A 19267-nucleotide genomic window follows, 5' to 3' on the forward strand; every position below is an offset into this window, starting at 1 on the left:
AAATCGTCAAAAAAGAAAGTTATATGTTTAGAATATGGAGTTTAGTATTGTTACTGTTTTTTCTGAATGGATGCAAAGTAAAACAAACAGAAAAGCCAAAAGCGCAACAAATTGCCTTTATTGCAGATGTGCATTTGGGTGACATTTTTGGGAAATTTGATGACAATACTTACAAAGGCATCAAAAATCCTGCAACTGGCGAATATGCTACTATCAGAACGATGAGTTCACAGTTGCATTCTACCCGAATTTTCAATGAAAATTATTTTGCTTTTATTACAGCTCTTGATGATATCGCAAAAAGAGGCATCAAGCAAGTTGCACTTCCAGGCGATTTTAGCGATGACGGTCAGCCGGTTCATATTCGCGGATTAAAAAAAATACTCAATGAATACGAGACAAAATACGGAATGTCGTTTTTTGTCACGACTGGAAATCACGATGCGCCAAAACCTTTTGCCCAAGAAGCCTATAAAAGTGATTTTTTGGGAAAAGATGGGAAAGAACAGATTATCAGCAGTTCTAAAAGTATTTTAAAAATAAAAGAAAATCAGTTAGAGCCAATCATTACTTCCGATATAAAAAATGGAGGATACAAAGAAACTATGGCTGAAATGGCTGCTTTCGGATTTTATCCAAAAAAAGACTATTTGTATTGGGAAACCCCTTTTTCGACTTATTCCTATGAAAATTATACTTATAACAACGCCTTAAAAGAGTCGGTATTAGAGAAAAGAATTTATCCAATAAAAAACACCAATTTATTTCTTCCCGATGCCAGTTATTTGGTTGAACCCGTTAAAGGGGTCTGGCTTTTGGCTATTGATGCGAATGCCTATGTTCCGAATGAAAAATTATCAGGTTTGCCAAACAATCCGAATGATTTTTCGGGGGCGAGTATCGGTTATAATAACGTTCTTATTTATAAAAAACATCTAATTGAATGGGTTAAAAAAGTTTCGGCGAAAGCCAAACAAAATGGCAAAGTGTTGATTGCTTTCAGCCATTATCCGATGATTGATTTTAATGACAATGCTTCTGCAGAAATGAAAAGCCTTTTTGGTTCAGATAAAATGCAATTGTCTAGAGTTCCAAACGAAGAAGTAGCTCAGTTATTTGCAGATGCAGGAATTCAGATTCATTTTGGCGGACACATGCATATTAACGACACAGGAGTGCGCACATCAACCAAAGGCAATACATTGTTTAATATTCAAACTCCTTCATTGGCGGCCTATAAACCAGCGTATAAAATTCTAACTATTCATTCAGATCAAGAGTTGGAAATCGAGACTGTCGTAGTTGGAAAAGTTCCGAAATTTAATAGTTTGTTTCCTTTTTATGAAGAAGAATATGCTCATTTGCAAAATATAAAAAGCCCAAATATTTGGAATAAAGATATTTTAAAAGCTAAGGATTATGAGGATTTTACAAGATGGCATTTAAAAGAATTGGTCCGCCTGCGATTCTTGCCAGAAGATTTTCCTGTTGATTTTTTAGCTTCGATTACAAATCTTTCCGGAAAGGAGTTGTTGGAGATAAATAAAAACAGTGCAGCAATTCAAGAACAATTAAAAGAACATCATTTAGCCGAAGAAGATTTTAAAACATGGAAAGGTTATGATATGATTTTTGATTTTTACAGATTAAAAAATGCTGATGAATTAGCTCTTCCCGAAATTGGTGCTAGCAGATTAAAACAATATCAATTGGTTTGCCAAGAACTTGAAAAATCAAGTGATGCAAAATTGGTTTTATGGGGAAATATTTTTCTAAAAACAATGAACAGCCAACCTTCAAATCATTTTAAAATAAACCTAAAAACAAATACTATAGAACGCATAAAACCTTAAAGAAATCTTAAGGTGTTATGTGTTTGAAAATAAGTAAATTGCATATAGAATTCATCACATGAAACAAAATTCCTTTATATTATTTTTTTGTTTGATTTTTAGTTATTATTCTCATTCTCAGAATATTAAATTTGATCATTTTAACGACAATAACGGATTGTCTCACAACTCTGTGCGCCATATTGTACAAGATAAAAAAGGCTTTTTGTGGTTTGGTACTTTCTCTGGACTGAATCGTTTTGATGGATATCAGTTTAAAAAATACATGAGTGCTTCACCAAGTGAAAACCGATTGCATAATGATGATATTACAGCTCTTGATCTTGATGAAGAATCTAATAGCTTATGGATTGGAACCAGAAAAGGTTTGACACTTTACAAAATAGATACCAATGAATTTGTCACTTTTTTGCCTCAGACAAACAATCCTAAAAGCTTGCCAGATGAAGAAATCAGATCGGTTCATGTAGATAAATTTAAAAGAATTTGGGTTGGAACTAAAACTAAAGGAGTTTACATTTTTTTTCAAAAAGAAAATCGTTTTGAGAAAGTGCCAATACCTGGATTTCAATATGTGAATGAAATTTTTGAAGACAAAAAAGGAGGAATTTGGATTGGAAGTTATGAAACAGGATCAGTCGCAAAAGTTTCTTTAGATGCTAAAGGAGAAATTGTGCGAATTGTCAATTATACATTGAATGTTCCAAATTCTACTGAAAAGAATCCGTATATCAATTTTATATATGAAGATTCAAAATTCGATATTTTCATAGGAACTAGAGAAGGTTTATACAAACTTGATAAAACGGCAAACAAGTTTGTAAATCTCTATATTGAAAATAAAGAGATTCGAAATAGTCTAGGACCCTATTTTATATCAGTTGCTCAGGCTCCAGATGGAAAATATTGGGTTGGAACACTCGGTGGTTTGTTGGTCTGCAATCAGTTAGAAGACATTCAAACAGGAAATTACAAATGGTATTATTCAATATTATCTGATGATACTTCGATTGTTGATAATTTGGTATCGGCACTATATTTTGATGCGTCGGGTGTTTTATGGATTGGTACGGAAGATGGTTTAGACAAGTATGATCCTTATGAAAACCAGTTTGTTCTAAATAAAGATATTTCTCATTACATTGGAAATCAAGCACCAAGAATTAGAGGTTTTGCAAAAACGTATGATGGAAAAGTAATAGTCGAAACAAGACATGATGGACTTTTTATTTCGAGCGCCAAAGGTTTTACGCCCTTATATAATAACAAAAAAGACATGGTAAGTATTTATTCGGATGACGGAAAAATATTTTATTGCGGACTTTGGAATGGAAATGTTTTGATTTATAATTACTCGAATAATTCTTCGAAAGAGGTTAACGTTGGTTTTGCAACAGCACCAGTTTTTGCTTTCAGCAAAATTGACGAACAAAACATGATGGTTGGTTCTTTTGGAGAAGGAGCCGTGATTTTAAATACACAAACATTGCAGGTTCAAGCTTCGACTGGAAAATTGCTTCCTGGTTTTCAAATTAATGCAATAGAAAAAGACAAAGCCAATAATGTTTGGATTGCAACTGAAACTGGAGTAGCAAAATACAATAGAAAAACAGGCAATATCAAAATTTATAAATCGTTGTATGCTAAAGAAAAAGGCATACCGCACGATGATAATATTAGCGATATTTTGGTTGACATCAAAGGTAGAATTTGGGCTTCAACACGTGTCGGTTTATGTCTTTATTCGCCATCAAAGGACAATTTTTTTCCGTTGACAAACCCGAAAGAATTATCAGGAAACTGGATAACCGATATGCTATCAGATGCAAAAGGAAATTTATGGCTGAATATCAACAACAATACAGTTGCAAGGCTTAATTCTAATTTAAAAGATGTAAATGTTTATCACGTAAAAAGCGGTAATAGGCTGGATGTTTTTAGCTCGAGCAGTTTTTTCAATTTTAATAGTTCAAACATTTATTTAGGAACTAAAAACGGTATTATTTATTTTTCGCTGGATAAAATTGTCAATAATAAATGGTCGCCAACACCAGTTATTACGGAATTTAAAATTCAAAATGAAGAGATTGTTCCTGGAACCGAAATTAATGGACAAATCCCACTTTCATCTGATTTGAATTACAGCAAAAAGATTGAACTAAGTTATAAAAACCGTGATTTTTCGCTTCAGTTCTCAACTCCTTCTTATACAAATGAAAAACTGAATAAGTTCGAATATATGTTGGAAGGATTTGACAAGGAATGGATTGCAACAAATAGCAATTCGAGAACAGTTCAGTATACTAATTTATATCCTGGAAATTACACTTTCAAAATAAGATCCAGCAACAGCGATGGTCATTGGAGCAAAGTGGTATCGTATGAAATCGTAATTTTGCCTCCTTTTTGGCTAACGCCATATGCATTGTTGCTGTTTTTAATTTTATTATCCGTTATTTTCTACTTTGTTCGCAAAGAAATTAGAAACCGTATTCGCTTAAAACAGGAATTATTGACTGAAAAAATTAAACGCGAGCAAGACATTAAACTGAATAATGAAAAGCTTCGTTTTTTTACCAATATTTCTCACGAATTAAGAACGCCTTTAACCTTAATTTTAGGTCCAGCCAAACAATTATTGGAAGAAGGAAACGCGAGCGAATATCAAAAAAGCAGATATAATTTAATTCATCAAAATGCGAGCCGAATGTTGAATCTGGTAAATCAGGTTCTGGATTTCAGACGCGCGCAAGCCGGAGAATTAAAGCTGAAAGTCTCTAAAACCGATATTATTTCGTATTCTAAAAATATATTTGAATCGTTTAAAGAGCTGGCATATAATAAGAACATTACTTTAAATTTTACTACCGAAAATGAGAATTTAACGGGTTGGGTTGATAATGACAAGTACGATAAAATTTTATACAATTTGTTGTCCAATGCTTTAAAATTCACCAATAAATTTGGAAATGTAGATTTGTTTATCGGACTCAAAGATGGAGAAGAAGGCAGATTAGTTATCGAAGTAAGCGATAATGGAATCGGGATTCCGTTGAAAAGTCAGGAGAAGATTTTCAAACGTTTTTATCAAGTAAAAGGCAATAAAAATCAAAATACAGGATCCGGAATTGGTTTGTCATTGGTGAAATCTTTGGTAGCGCTTCATAAAGGAACCATTAAATTAGAAAGTACAGAGGGCGAGGGAAGTATTTTTACTGTTGAATTGCCTATAGATCGCAGTTATTACACGGATAAAGAGGTTTTTGAGTTTGTTTTGAAAAATGACAATCAAAGTATGTTGCTTCCGGAAAAAGCACCAAAAAAGATTCTGCAAAACACTGAATTGAAGCAAAAAATAGTAGTTGTTGAAGATAATACCGAACTGAGAAAATATCTAGTAGATTATCTTTCTGATTATTATAAAGTCTATGAAGCTGAAAACGGAATGGAAGGTCTGAAAATTTGCAGACAAATTAAGCCAATCCTTTGCGTTGCTGACGTCATGATGCCTGTAATGGATGGATTGGAATTTTGTGAAGAACTTAAAAGAGATGAATTTATCAGTCACATTCCGGTTATTTTATTGACCGCACTTTCTGAAAATGATGATAAGGTTAGAGGTTACGGCGTTGGTGCTGACGGCTATATTGTGAAGCCGTTTGAGCCTTCGTTGCTAAAAACGGTTATTGAAAATATTATTAAATCGAGATTAGAACTAAAAGAAAAATTCTCTGGTGAAGTAGAAAGTAAAGTCGGTTTGCTGACACATTCCCCAATCGATGAAGAATTTATGGAAAAAATAACGAATTTAATTAACGATAATTTGAGCGAAGTTGAGTTGTCGACAGAATTCCTTTGCGATAAATTGGGAGTAAGTTCGTCTAAACTTTACCGAAAAATTAAAGAGCTGACTGATTTGGCTCCAAATGAGTTTATCAGAACTATACGTTTGAAAAAATCAGCGCAGCTTCTTAAAACAAAAAAATATAATGTGTCTGAAGTGACAGAATTAGTTGGCTTCAATGATCCGTTATATTTTAGTCGTTGTTTCAAAAAGCAGTTTGGTTTTCCTCCAAGTAAACTAATTAATGGCTGATTTTTATAAGTTGTTGTAAATCAGTAATTGTGTTTTTGTTTTATCCATGTTTTTGATGAATTAGTCCATTCAAATTTCTAAATCATAATATATTTTTGTCTAGTAATCATTAATAAAAATGACATGAAAAAGATAATAGACACAGATAAGCCGTTAAAGAATTTGGACGAATGGGAAGACGATTTACTAATCCGTTATCCTGATCCCGCTGAAAATAAAAAAGAGAAAGAAGAGTTTAGAAACTATGTCGATTCAGAAAGAGTTGAAACTGTAAAGGAGTTTTATAGAATGAATCACACGTATCAAACGTATGATTTTGTTTGCAGCAAAGAAGAGGAATTTCTGCAGTTCAACAAAAAAAGCATGTCAATTTGGGAGGCTGTTGAGTTCTTGAATACGCTTGTTGACGACAGCGATCCAGATATTGATTTAGATCAAACACAACATCTTTTGCAAACTTCAGAAGCAATTAGAGCGGATGGGCATGAAGACTGGTTTGTTCTAACAGGATTTTTGCATGATTTAGGAAAAGTACTTTGTTTGTTTGGAGAGCCACAATGGGCTGTAGTAGGCGATACGTTCCCTGTTGGATGTGCCTATTCAGATAAAATTGTCTATCCTGAATTTTTTAAGGATAATCCAGATTACAGCGATGAACGATTCAACACCAAATTAGGAATTTATACAGAAAATTGCGGTTTGGATAAAGTAAAAATGAGTTGGGGCCACGATGAATATCTGTATCAGATTATGAAAGATTATTTGCCGGATCCAGCATTATATATGATTAGATATCATTCTTTTTATTCACAACACAGAGAAAATGCATATGCTCATTTGATGAATGAAAAAGATGTTGAAATGTTCGAATGGGTTAAAAAATTCAATCCGTACGATTTATATACGAAAGCACCTGTAAAGCCAAATGTAAAAGCTTTGCTTCCGTATTACAAAGAATTAGTTGCCAAGTATCTGCCGGAAAAACTTAATTTCTAGAATACACGTCACCCTATTTTTCGATGAAGAACTTCGTCCTGTAAGGTTTCAAAACCTTGCAGGTAGGATTCTTTGTTGATTATTTAAAAGAAAAAAATGAAGAAAATCAGAACTAGAATATTTTTATTAAGCCTTTTTGCCATTTGTGGTTCTATTGTTTTTGGACAAGAAAAAAGCAGTAGAAACGATTGGGAAAATCCTGAAATATTTCAAATAAATCGAGAACCGGCGCGCGCGACGTTTCTTCCTTATGCGGATGAACAATCGGCTTTAAAGGATATTTATACTAGTTCGCCATGGTATTTTTCATTAAATGGAAATTGGAAATTCTCTTGGTCGCCAACACCAGACCAGCGACCAAAAGATTTCTATAAAAATGACTTTAATACTATTGAATGGAAAGAAATTTCGGTGCCTTCGAATTGGGAATTAAAAGGGTATGGAATTCCAATTTATACCAATATTACGTATCCTTTTGAAAGAAATCCGCCTTTTATAAACCATTCCGATAATCCGGTTGGATCTTATAAAAGAGCATTTATTTTGCCTGAAAACTGGAAAAACCGACACGTATTTCTTCATTTTGAAGCAGGAACTTCTGCCATGTATATTTGGGTAAATGGGGAAAAGGTAGGTTACACAGAAAATACAAAAAGTCCTGCTGAATTTGATATTTCAAAATATTTAAAATCGGGAAAAAATAGTATAGCCGTTGAAGTTTACAGATGGAGCGATGGTTCTTATCTTGAAGATCAGGATTTTTGGAGGCTTTCAGGAATTGATCGAAATGTGTATTTGTATAGCACGAATAACATTCGAATTTCAGATTTTTTTGCGAAGCCTGATTTAGATTCTAATTATAAAAATGGAATCCTGAATGTTGAGGTTAGTTTGAAAAACCTGACTTCAACTTCAGTAAACAATCAAAAATTGGAAGCTAAATTGGTTGATGCCTTAGGTGAAAATGTTTTTGAAAAGGAACTGAAGGTAAATTTTGAAGGGAATAAAACGCAGATCATTAATTTTTCGGAAAATGTTTCCAATCCAAAATTATGGAGTGCCGAAACGCCAAATCTGTACACTTTGCTGTTGACCTTAAAAAATGAAAAGGGAAATATAATAGAATCAGTTTCCACAGAAATCGGATTTAGAAAAATAGAACTCAAAAATGGGCAACTGCTGGTTAATGGTGTCCGAATCATGTTTCATGGCGTAAATATCCACGAAACGAATCCTGTAACGGGGCATTATCAAGACGAAGCGACGATGATGAAAGATATCAAATTGATGAAGCAATTCAATATCAATGCGGTGCGCCTTAGTCATTATCCGAACAATGTTATTTGGATGAAATTATGCAATAAATATGGTTTGTATTTGATTGATGAAGCCAATATAGAAAGCCACGGAATGGGAGTAGAAGGACAGCCTTTAATTTGGATGAATCCAAAAACCAATCCAGGTCATCTTAAGGAATGGTATAATGCTCACATGGACAGAATTTACAGTTTGGTTGAAAGGGATAAAAACGCACCCTCAGTAATCCTTTGGTCTTTAGGAAATGAAAGCGCCAATGGGCAAGTTTTTCATGATGCTTATAAATGGATAAAAAACAGAGACAAAACCCGATTGGTTCAATTTGAACAGGCAAAAGAAAATGAAAATACAGATGTCGTTTGTCCGATGTATCCAAAGATCGAATACATGAAAGAATATGCTTCGCGCAAAGAAGTGACAAGACCTTTTATTATGTGTGAGTACTCGCATGCAATGGGAAACAGCAACGGAAATTTTCAGGATTATTGGGATATTATCCGCGGAAGCAAAAATATGCAGGGTGGTTTTATTTGGGATTGGGTTGATCAAGGATTCGAAACGAAAGACGAAGCAGGCCGAAAATATTGGGCTTATGGTGGTGATTTGGGTAGTCAGAATTATACAAACGATGAAAACTTCTGTCATAACGGATTGGTTTGGCCAGACAGAATTCCACATCCTGCAACTTATGAAGTAAAAAAAGTGTATCAGGATGTTTTATTCAAAGCAATTGATATTAAAAGCGGCACAATCCAAATTTTAAATGATTTTGGTTTCACAAATTTGAATGTTTACGATTTTAGATATCAAGTTTTAGAGAACGGAACAATTATAAAAGAAGGTTCAATTGATGTGGATTTGAATCCGAAATCGGAGAAAGAATTTAAAATTGATTTGCCAAAAATAACTTCAAAACCTGGTGTCGAATATTTATTAAATGTTTTTGCCCATACCAAGACAGGTTCTGAATTAATGCCTCAAAATTTTGAAATAGCCAGAGAACAATTTGTTATCGAAAACGGAGATTATTTTGCGAAAACAAAAGAAAGCAATTCTTCTTCAAAAATAAATGAAGATAAAGATCAATTTGTGCTAAGTACGGCAAATGTTGTGGTTAAAATCAGCAAATCAACTGGATTAATTACATATTACAGTTCAAAAGGAGAAGAGTATTTCAAGCAATATCCGGAGCCTAATTTCTGGAGAGCACCAACAGATAATGATTTTGGAAACAAAATGCCGATTAAATTGAATGTCTGGCGAAATGCAGGAAACAATTGCAGTCTAGAAAACATTCAGGTTGTGGAGGAAAACGGTAAAAATTATGTTGTAGCAAAATTAAAGCTAAACGATGTTTTCTCAGATTACACAATAAAATATGCATTGAATACTGATGGCGCATTAGAGATTCTGCCTTCATTCAAGAAAGGAAGCAATCCTTTGCCAGAAATGCCACGCTTCGGAATGATTTTTTCGCTTAAAAGCGATTTTGAAAACCTTGATTATTACGGAAGAGGGCCATGGGAAAATTATTCCGACCGAAATCAATCGGCATTTAAAGGGATTTACCAAAGTAAAGTAGCCGATCAATATGTGCCCTACACACGTCCGCAGGAAAACGGATATAAAACGGATGTTCGTTGGTTCAAACTTTCAGATAAAAATGGCAAAGGGCTTGAAATTAAAGGATTGCAATCTTTAGGAATGAGTACTTTAAATAATTATCCGAGTGATTTTGATCCGGGACTAACAAAAAAGAATCAGCATATTAACGATATCACGCCAAGAAAAGAAGTTGTGGTTTGTGCCGATTTGGCACAACGCGGATTAGGAGGCGACACCAGTTGGGGCGCTTATCCACATGAGCAATATTTATTGAAGGCAAGCGAGTACAACTATGGTTTTGTTATAAAACCGATTGAGTAAAATGAAATTAAATGTGTTTTTAAATAAATGCAATATATGAATAGCAATACCACAAATGAAAGATTAATTTCTCTAGATGCGCTACGAGGGTTTGTAATGTTTTGGATTATGAGCGGCGAACATATTATTCATGCTTTGGCAAAAGCAGCTCCAATATCAGTATTTGTTTGGATGTCGTCGCAATTGCATCATACAGAATGGGAAGGAATAACATTTTACGATATGATATTTCCTGTTTTTCTCTTTGTTGCGGGAGTTTCGATGCCTTTTTCTTTTGATAAAAAAATGAAAGCTGCGGGCGTAAATTCAGTTCAGGAATTGCCATCAAAGGAAAAACAAAAAATATATCTCTCCATGCTAAAAAGAACGTCAATTTTATTGGTTTTGGGATTTATTGTCAACGGATTATTGCGTTTTGAAGGATTTGATCAAACGCGTTTTGCGAGTGTATTGGGGCGTATAGGGCTTGCGTGGTTTTTTGCGGGTTTGATTTATTTGAATTTCGATATAAAAAAACAGATAATTTGGTTTCTAAGTATTTTGTTTGGTTATTACTTAGTTATGAAGTTGGTGCCGGTTCCAGGTTTTGGAGCTGGCATCTTAACCAAAGAAGGTTCGTTGGAAGGGTATTTTGACAGAATGTTTTTACCCGGACGATTGCACAGTACGGTTTACGATCCGGAAGGCTTGTTGTCAACAATTCCTGCAATCTCTACTGCTTTGTTAGGAATGTTTTTAGGAACATTTTTGCGAGCAAAAAATGATTTTTCGATAAATCAAAAATTGTTGATACTAGTGGGTTCGGCAGTTATTTTAATTGTCATAGGATTGCTTTGGGATTATAATTTCCCAATCAATAAACATTTATGGACCAGCTCTTTTGTATGTTTTGTAGGTGGATTTAGCATATTGTTTTTCACTTTTTTTTATTTGATAATAGATGTTTTAGGATTTCGTAAATGGGCATTTCCTCTAATAATAATTGGTTCAAATTCGATTTTGATTTACATGGCATCTGAGGGATTGGTAGATTTTGCACATACAGCAAATTATGTCTTTGGCGGACTTATAAAATTTACTCCAATCATTTGGCAACCTGTTTTTACAGCTATGTCTTTGACCTTTATACAACTTGTTTTGCTGTATTTTCTCTATAAGAAAAAATGGTTTTTAAAAGTCTAATTAATTAAAAACGAAAGATTTTGAATACAATCACCTAAGTTGAAACAAAACGTACTACACTAACTAACCACCAAATTATGAATGCATTACAAACCGCAGATTATATTGTTTTTCTCATTTATTTTGTGATTGTTACTTCCTATGGAATGTACATCTACAGAAGCAAGAAAAATGTTACCACTAGTTCCAATGACTATTTTTTGGCCGAAGGATCGTTGACATGGTGGGCAATTGGAGCATCTTTAATAGCGTCTAATATTTCAGCAGAACATTTTATAGGAATGAGCGGTTCTGGTTTTGCACTCGGATTGGCTATTTCTTCATACGAATGGATGTCGGCGGCTACATTGATTATTGTTGCTGTTTTTATTCTTCCTGTTTATCTTAAAAACAAAATATATACAATGCCACAGTTTTTGGCCAAAAGATATAATAATACTGTTAGTGCTATTATGGCTGTCATTTGGTTGTTGATATATGTATTCGTAAATCTGACATCGATTATTTATTTGGGAGCATTGGCAATTTCGTCCATTGCGCCATTAAGTTTTGAATTTTGCGTAATTGCTTTGAGTTTATTCTCCGTTATTGTAACATTGGGAGGAATGAAAGTGATCGGATATACAGATATGTTTCAGGTTATTGTCTTGATATTAGGAGGTTTGGTTACTACTTATTTGGCTTTAACCTTGCTTTCGGAACAATTTGGATACGGAAAAGATATTCTTAAAGGACTTGCTATTATAAAAGAAAAAGCGCCGGGACATTTGCATATGATATTTGATAAATCGAATCCGCATTATGCTGAATTACCGGGAACTTCAGTAATCATTGGCGGAATGTTGATTAATAATCTCGCTTATTGGGGCTGTAATCAATACATTGTGCAAAGAGCTTTGGGGGCCGATTTAAAAACAGCCCGAAAAGGAATTTTATTTGCCGCATTTCTAAAATTATTAGTTCCAGTAATTGCAGTTTTGCCCGGTATTGCGATGTACGTAATGCATCAAAACGGAATGTTTCAGCATGAAATGCTTGATGCTTCGGGTGTTTTAAAACCAGATCGCGCATATCCAACTTTAATGAATTTATTGCCAGCCGGGCTAAAAGGAATCGCTTTAGCGGCTTTAACTGCTGCAATTGTGGCTTCATTAGCAGGAAAAGCAAATAGTATTTCAACTATATTTTCATTAGATATTTATAAAAAACATTTCAATAATACTGCTACTGAGAAAAAATTAGTCCTTGTAGGACGTTTGTGCGTGGTTGTTGCAATGATTATTGGTGCTATAGTGGCTCCAACATTAAAATCGTTGGATCAGGCTTATCAATTTATTCAGGAATATGTTGGCTTCTTTTCGCCTGGAGTTCTTGCCATATTTTTATTGGGAATGTTTTGGAAGCGCACAACTGCAATGGCCGGACTTGCTGGAGCACTGCTTACCGTGCCAATTGCAGCAGTTTTAAAATTCTTGCCAATGTGGACAAATGGCGTTTTTCCAGATTATCCGTTTCTAGACCGAATGACAATTACCTTTATCGCAATTGTTTTGATAATGGGAATCATCAGTATCTTAAAACCAGAACCAAAACTACAGCACGAAGCGCATAAAATAGAAGTCGATACAACTATGTTCAAAGTATCATCAGAGTTTGTGATTGGTTCTTTTATCATATGTAGTGTTCTGATAGCCTTATATACCGTTTTTTGGTAGGTTTTAGTATCTATTAATAGCGTTAAACCTTACAATCTTAGCGATTTAGAACCTTAGTACCTTAAAAATAATGAAAAAATACATAATTATAATATTTGTTTTTTGCTTTTCATTGACCGTTGAAGCTCAAAAAGTATTTGATGTTACCAAATACGGAGCTGTCGGAAATGGAAAAACATTAAACACTCAAGCAATTCAAAAGGCGATAGATGATGCCAATAAAAATAAAGGTGGCAAGGTTGTTTTATCAAAAGGGAAATTTCTCTCCGGAAGTATTGTTTTGAAAAGCGGAGTAGAATTGTTTTTGGATGAAGATGCTGTTTTGTTGGGAAGTACCAATGTGAATGATTACCCGAAATATGATGGAAGAAGAGCTTTGATTGTTGCGACAGATTCAAAAAATATTTCGATTTCTGGAAAAGGAATTATTGACGGACAAGGCAGGGAATTGGCATTGGCTATTGATAGCTTGCATCATACTGGCGTACGAATTGATCCTGAATATAATTATAGAAGATTACGTCCTGGAGATGGCAGAGGAAAATTAGTTTCATTCCTGAAATGCGATTCAGTCAAAATAACAAATGTTACGGTAAAAAATAGTTCAGGCTGGGTGACTTGTCTTGAACAATCGAAAAATATAGTTGTCGATCATATAAAAGTAGAAAGCAGAGCGTACTGGAATAATGACGGAATTGATATAAACGGTTGCGAAAATGTAATGGTTACAAATTGTGATGTCAACGCGGCAGATGACGGAATTTGTTTAAAATCAGATTCTCCGGGATTGCAAAACAATAATATTTATATCGCAAACTGTACCATAAGATCCAGTGCAAGCGCCGTAAAATTTGGAACTGGTTCTTACGGAAGTTTTAAAAATGTAACCATCGAAAATATTCAGGTTTACGATACGTTCAGATCTGCAATTGCAATTGAATCTGTAGATGGCGCCGAAATCGAAAATATAAAAGTTTCAAACATTACGGCTGTCAATACAGGAAATGCGATTTTAATTCGTTTGGGGCATCGAAATGGCGATAAACCGGGTTATATCAAAAATGTATCGATAAAAAATGTAAAAGCGCAAATTCCGTTTGGCCGTCCCGATATTGATTATGATTTAAGAGGACCTGAGGTAGATTATTTTCACAACCCTTTTCCGGCTACGATTGCCGGTATTCCGGGGTATTCTATCGAAAACGTAACTTTAGAAAACATTGAAATCAGTTATCCTGGAAGAGCCTCAAAAGGAATGGCTTATTTGCCTTTAAGCCGATTAAAGGATGTACTTGAAAACGAGAAAGGTTATCCTGAGTTTACCATGTTCGGAGAATTGCCTTCGTTTGGGTTTTATGTTCGTCACGTCAACGGAATTGAAATGAAAAACATCAAACTTACATTGGAAAAAGAAGATTTTCGTCCCGCTTTTGTTTTTGACGATGTAGAAAAACTAAAAATGGAAAAAATTGACGTTCCGTCCGACAAAACAAATCAGATTATTTTTAAAGATGTTCTTTCAAGTAATCTCGATTCTGAAGCGATAAAAAGAAAAATTGAGCCAAAACAAAATACATTTGTGTTGCCTGCTCATTAGTATGTAATTGAAAAGAAGCTTAGAGTCTTAGTGTCTTAGCAACTTAGCATCTATAAAAAATAAAAACAAATGATAAAGAAATCTATAATAACCGTAATTTTCTTTTGTATTTCAATGATAGCAGTAGCGCAAAAAGTTTACGATGTCAAAAAATACGGAGCTAAAGGTGATGGAAAAACCAATGATGCCGTTGCAATTCAAAAGGCAATAGATGCTTGTAGTTTGGCAGGTGGACAAGTATTGATTCCGGCTCCATTTACTTTTTTGACGGGACCTTTCAATGTAAAATCAAATGTAGATTTGCATATTGAAGCAGGTGCAAAAATTTTAGCGAGTCCAGATGAAAAATTATATACAGAAAGCGCTTTCCGTGAAAACAAGGGCGAAGGTACAATTTGGATTGGTGGAAAAAATATTGAGAATTTTACCATTAGCGGAAGCGGAAAAATTGATGGAAATGGAATTTCCTTTATGGGAGAAGAATTGCCAGATTCGTATGTTTTAAAACCTTTTAATGTCTTAGATCCACGTCCACATGTTTTGACTTTAATTGGAGGAAAAAATATCAGGATTAAAGACGTTCATATCGGAAATTCAGCTTATTGGACTGTTCACTTAATTGGTTGTAATGATGTTGTAATCAGCGGAATTACTTTGCTAAATAGTCTAAAAGTCCGCAATAGTGATGGAATTGATATCGATCATTCGAAAAATGTTCGTATCAGCGATTGTTATATTGAAAGTGGCGATGATTGCATTTGTTTGAAAAACAGAAGAGAATTTGAAGAATTTGGATCTTGCGAAAATATTACTGTAACAAATTGCACCATGACAAGCAGCAGTTGCGCCATCAAAATTGGTTCAGAAAACATGGATGCCATCAGACAAGTGGTTTTCAATAATTGCATTATCAAAAACAGTAATCGTGGCGTCGGGATTCAAAATAGGGATGAAGGAACGGTAAGCGACGTTATTTTTTCCAATATTATTATCGAAGGTCGTTTGACTACAGATACTTGGTGGGGAAAAGCCGAGCCAATTTATGTAACCGCCTTTAGCCGTGCCAGCGGCAATCATAAAGATGCAAATTGGCGTTTTCCAAAAGGAGCAACAGAGGGAAAAGTGGGAACAATCAGTAATATTTATTTTACCAACATTCAATGTACGGGCGAAAATGGTGTTTTTGTTAGCGGTGAAAGCAAAGATAAAATCAAAAATATAGTTTTTGAAGGTGTCAATGTTTCAATCAACAAAATTTCAAATTTTCCAGGCGGGATTTATGATCGTCGTCCATCAAAAGTAGAAGGTTTTGTAAAAGGAAGCACGTCAGGATTTTACTTTGATACTGCAGAAAATATAAAAGTTCAAAATTGTTCGGTAACTTGGGGAGAAAACAAGCCAGATTATTTTAAGTATGCCATTGAAAGCAAAAATGTTGATGTCTTAAAAGTGAACAATTTAGACGGACAATCTGCATTTCCAGAGAAATATGAAGCAGTGAAAAAGCAATAATAGATTTAGAAGTCCAGACCAATTCTTAAGTTTACAGTCAGAAACAAGCAGCATCAAAATCAAATGAAAACAAACATAATTACAAGAATAATGGTAGGCGGTTTATTATTGAACTGCATTTACGGGCAGGCTCAAAAAACGAGTTTAGAAGTTGATTTGAAAAAAACAACGGCTAAAATACAGCCTACAATGTTCGGTTTGTTTTTTGAAGATATCAATTTTGCTGCTGATGGAGGTTTGTACGCCGAAATGATTAAAAACAGATCATTCGAATTTGATAAACCTTTAATGGGATGGGAGCAACCTAACACAAAACGGTCTTCAATGAATTTGAATTCGGGTGTTGCAACGCCTATAAAAGCATTGGAAAATAAAAACAATACAAACTTTTGCCGAATTCTGGTAAACGACCCTAAAGGCTATGAAATCATTAATGAAGGATTTAGAGGAATGGGCGTGAAGAAAAATGCAAAATACAATCTTTCATTAAAAGCTGCCAATCATTCAGGAGCAATAAAAAAAATAATTTTTCAGTTTATTGATAAAGATCAAAAAGTTATTGGCGAAACCAGCATAATTCCAATTTCTGATGAATGGAAAAATTATACGGCTCAATTGACAGCAACTCAAACAGAGGCAAAAGCAAAATTCAGAATAACATTTGAAGGTTCAGGAACTATTGATTTGGACATGATATCCGTTTTTCCAGAAGATACTTGGATGAACAGAAAAAATGGACTTCGCAAAGATCTTGTTCAACTTTTGTACGACATAAAACCTGGTTTCCTGCGTTTCCCGGGTGGCTGTATTGTTGAAGGAAGAACTTTGGCAGATCGTTATCAATGGAAAAATTCAATTGGGAATATTGAGGAGAGAAGCACTAGGATGAACCGCTGGAATGTTGAGTTTGGCCATAAACAAACACCCGATTATTTTCAAAGTTTTGGTTTGGGATTTTTCGAATATTTCCAGCTTTCTGAAGATATTGGTGCGACTCCATTGCCTATTTTAAGTTGCGGAATGGCTTGCCAATACAATACAGGTGAATTAGCACAAATGGAAGAATTAGATCCTTATGTGCAGGATGCGTTGGACTTGATTGAATTTGCCAATGGTTCAGCAACTACTTCTTGGGGAAAACTCCGTGTAGAAATGGGGCATCCAAAACCATTTAATTTAAAATATATTGGAGTAGGAAATGAGCAATGGGGACCAGCTTATATTGAAAGATATAAAGTTTTTGAAAAAGCGATTAAAGATAAATATCCAAACATTACTATCGTTTCAGGAAGCGGACCTTCGCCAAGCGGCGAGTTTTTTGATTTTGGAATGAACGAACTTAAAAAATTGAATGCCGAATTGATTGATGAACACTATTATGAAAGCCCAAAATGGTTTAGGGAAAATGCCACGCGATACGACAAATATGACCGTAAAGGGCCAAAAATATTTGCTGGAGAATATGCTGCTCAAAGTGTTTCGGGAGCCAATCCAAATAACAGAAATAATTGGGAATGCGCATTTTCTGAAGCGGCTTTTATTACAGGATTAGAACGAAATGCCGAAGTAGTGAATTTGACCTCGTATGCGCCATTAATGGCACACGAAGATGCTTGGCAATGGACGCCAGATATGATTTGGTTCAATAATTTAGAATCATACGGTTCTGCAAATTATTACGTGCAAAAAATATTCTCGACCAATAAAGGAACCGATTTGCTAAATATCACTAAAGACGGAAAACCAGTAACAGGAGAAAATAATTTGTACGCATCTGCAGTTAAGGACAGCAATACAAAAGAAATTATCTTAAAATTGGTCAATACATCTTCGGCAAAACAAGAGCTTAGCGTAGATTTGAAAGGAGAAAAATTGGCTTCAGCAGGAAAAATTATTACACTTTCTAGTCCAAATTTGCAGGATGAAAATACGTTTGCTAATCCAAAAAAGATATATCCGATTGAAGGAGAATATAAATTAAAAAATCAAAAAGTAGAAATAACTTTATCAGCGTATTCTTTGACAGTCCTGAAATTAAAACTAATCGAAAAATAGATTTTTGATTTTGCAAATTTGTTTCTGTACTGTTATTATGGGAACAAAATTTGGAGTTTTGACTTTTCGGCCAAATGACATTTAAAAACCAATATTGACAGCTTGTTGCAAATCAGTATCATTTTTTAATATCGAATTTCTTGATACAGAAGGCGTTATTCCCGTAAATTTTCTGAATTCTTTGATAAAATGAGCTTGGTCATAATATCCGCAGTCGTATGCTATTTCTGTCAGTGATTGTGACGTATTGAGCACTAATTGTAGGCTTTTATTAAATCGAAGTACCGAAGCGTAGGCAACAGGACTAATGCCAATATTGGACAAATATAGTTTTTGGATATATCTTTCTGATAAGCCAGAATGCTGTGCCAAAGAAGGCAAAACCGACAATTGCGAATCAAGAGAAAGTTGTTGACTAAGCGCCTGCAATGTTGAAACTTTTTTTAATCGCTTTTCATTTTTTTTCAATTGATTCAGAAAATGATTTTCTAGAATTTTGATTTTGGCTGAAAGTTCAGGTGCTTCCATGATTCGGCCGTATAATTCTCGGTTTTCTCCTAAAGAAACATCATACATATCAGTTGCATAATTTGTAAATTCTGACAACGGATCGCAGAAGAACAGGGCGCTGGCATGAGGATAAATTCGCGCAATAAGTACAGAAGTTCCTTTGGCTACAGAAAGTCGAGTAGGAAGTGTAAGATGCCCTAATAATTCTATTGCAGGCGTATCTTTTTGCTTTCCGTTGATAATCGTAGCGGCAAATCCTTCAGAGATATTGACAATAAAATCGACATAACCGCTGGGATAAAATACTTCGTTGTCAAGATTTTTTTCGATCGTAACAACAGTGTAATTTTTTATGTATGGCGCTAAACTGGCTGAGGGCAGAATTTGCATAAGAGTATTTTGAAATAACTTGTATTTAAAATTCCTGATTTTAAGCAATTTCGAAATTATAAATAAATAAAATACTAGCGAATTTTAGTTGAAAAAAATAAGATAATTATAACATTTT

At 34.4% G+C, this 19267-nt stretch carries 10 protein-coding genes; 9 read left to right on the forward strand and 1 reads right to left on the reverse strand.

Annotation, left to right across the window (positions count from 1 at the left end; genetic code table 11):
* Window positions 1-23 precede the first annotated feature (23 nt).
* The 9 genes from SCB73_RS16420 (at window position 24) to SCB73_RS16460 (ending at window position 18249) form a co-directional block, all read left to right on the forward strand.
* Complete coding sequence (locus tag SCB73_RS16420) at window positions 24-1853, forward strand: metallophosphoesterase family protein (protein WP_320567284.1); 1830 nt, start codon at window positions 24-26, stop codon at window positions 1851-1853.
* A gap of 58 nt (window positions 1854-1911) precedes the next feature.
* Window positions 1912-5949, forward strand: a complete 4038-nt coding sequence (locus SCB73_RS16425; protein WP_320567285.1) for a hybrid sensor histidine kinase/response regulator transcription factor — start codon at window positions 1912-1914, stop codon at window positions 5947-5949.
* A 123-nt stretch (window positions 5950-6072) separates the two neighbouring features.
* Entirely contained in the window at window positions 6073-6945 is an 873-nt protein-coding gene (locus tag SCB73_RS16430) for an inositol oxygenase family protein (RefSeq protein ID WP_320567286.1), read from the forward strand.
* Between the two features lie 96 nt (window positions 6946-7041).
* Window positions 7042-10188: a beta-galactosidase, LacZ type gene (gene lacZ / locus SCB73_RS16435; protein WP_320567287.1), complete on the forward strand. Its 3147-nt coding sequence runs from the start codon at window positions 7042-7044 to the stop codon at window positions 10186-10188.
* Between the two features lie 36 nt (window positions 10189-10224).
* Complete coding sequence (locus SCB73_RS16440) at window positions 10225-11370, forward strand: acyltransferase family protein (protein WP_320567288.1); 1146 nt, start codon at window positions 10225-10227, stop codon at window positions 11368-11370.
* A 77-nt stretch (window positions 11371-11447) separates the two neighbouring features.
* Entirely contained in the window at window positions 11448-13085 is a 1638-nt protein-coding gene (locus SCB73_RS16445) for a sodium:solute symporter family transporter (RefSeq protein ID WP_320567289.1), read from the forward strand.
* A 70-nt stretch (window positions 13086-13155) separates the two neighbouring features.
* Window positions 13156-14682 carry a glycoside hydrolase family 28 protein gene (locus SCB73_RS16450; protein ID WP_320567290.1) on the forward strand — a complete coding sequence of 509 codons (1527 nt, stop codon included), beginning with the start codon at window positions 13156-13158 and terminating at the stop codon, window positions 14680-14682.
* Between the two features lie 69 nt (window positions 14683-14751).
* A complete protein-coding gene (locus tag SCB73_RS16455; protein WP_320567291.1) occupies window positions 14752-16194 on the forward strand; it encodes a glycoside hydrolase family 28 protein in 1443 nt (480 codons plus the stop codon).
* A gap of 63 nt (window positions 16195-16257) precedes the next feature.
* Complete coding sequence (locus SCB73_RS16460; RefSeq protein ID WP_320567292.1) at window positions 16258-18249, forward strand: alpha-L-arabinofuranosidase C-terminal domain-containing protein; 1992 nt, start codon at window positions 16258-16260, stop codon at window positions 18247-18249.
* 81 nt (window positions 18250-18330) lie between these two features.
* Here the strand turns inward: SCB73_RS16460 and SCB73_RS16465 are convergent, their stop codons facing one another.
* Entirely contained in the window at window positions 18331-19149 is an 819-nt protein-coding gene (locus SCB73_RS16465) for a helix-turn-helix transcriptional regulator (RefSeq protein ID WP_320567293.1), read from the reverse strand.
* Between the last annotated feature and the right edge of the window lie 118 nt (window positions 19150-19267).

The organism is Flavobacterium sp. KACC 22761 (assembly GCF_034058155.1).
In the GTDB taxonomy this organism is placed as follows: domain Bacteria; phylum Bacteroidota; class Bacteroidia; order Flavobacteriales; family Flavobacteriaceae; genus Flavobacterium.

What these genes read in the sequence shown, in the direction of transcription:
- lacZ (WP_320567287.1), top strand. Translation starts at nt 7,042, where the DNA reads ATGAAGAAAATCAGAACTAGAATATTTTTATTAAGCCTTTTTGCCATT.
- SCB73_RS16420 (WP_320567284.1), top strand. Translation starts at nt 24, where the DNA reads ATGTTTAGAATATGGAGTTTAGTATTGTTACTGTTTTTTCTGAATGGA.
- SCB73_RS16425 (WP_320567285.1), top strand. Translation starts at nt 1,912, where the DNA reads ATGAAACAAAATTCCTTTATATTATTTTTTTGTTTGATTTTTAGTTAT.
- SCB73_RS16465 (WP_320567293.1), bottom strand. Translation starts at nt 19,149, where the DNA reads ATGCAAATTCTGCCCTCAGCCAGTTTAGCGCCATACATAAAAAATTAC.
- SCB73_RS16445 (WP_320567289.1), top strand. Translation starts at nt 11,448, where the DNA reads ATGAATGCATTACAAACCGCAGATTATATTGTTTTTCTCATTTATTTT.
- SCB73_RS16460 (WP_320567292.1), top strand. Translation starts at nt 16,258, where the DNA reads ATGAAAACAAACATAATTACAAGAATAATGGTAGGCGGTTTATTATTG.
- SCB73_RS16440 (WP_320567288.1), top strand. Translation starts at nt 10,225, where the DNA reads ATGAATAGCAATACCACAAATGAAAGATTAATTTCTCTAGATGCGCTA.
- SCB73_RS16450 (WP_320567290.1), top strand. Translation starts at nt 13,156, where the DNA reads ATGAAAAAATACATAATTATAATATTTGTTTTTTGCTTTTCATTGACC.
- SCB73_RS16455 (WP_320567291.1), top strand. Translation starts at nt 14,752, where the DNA reads ATGATAAAGAAATCTATAATAACCGTAATTTTCTTTTGTATTTCAATG.
- SCB73_RS16430 (WP_320567286.1), top strand. Translation starts at nt 6,073, where the DNA reads ATGAAAAAGATAATAGACACAGATAAGCCGTTAAAGAATTTGGACGAA.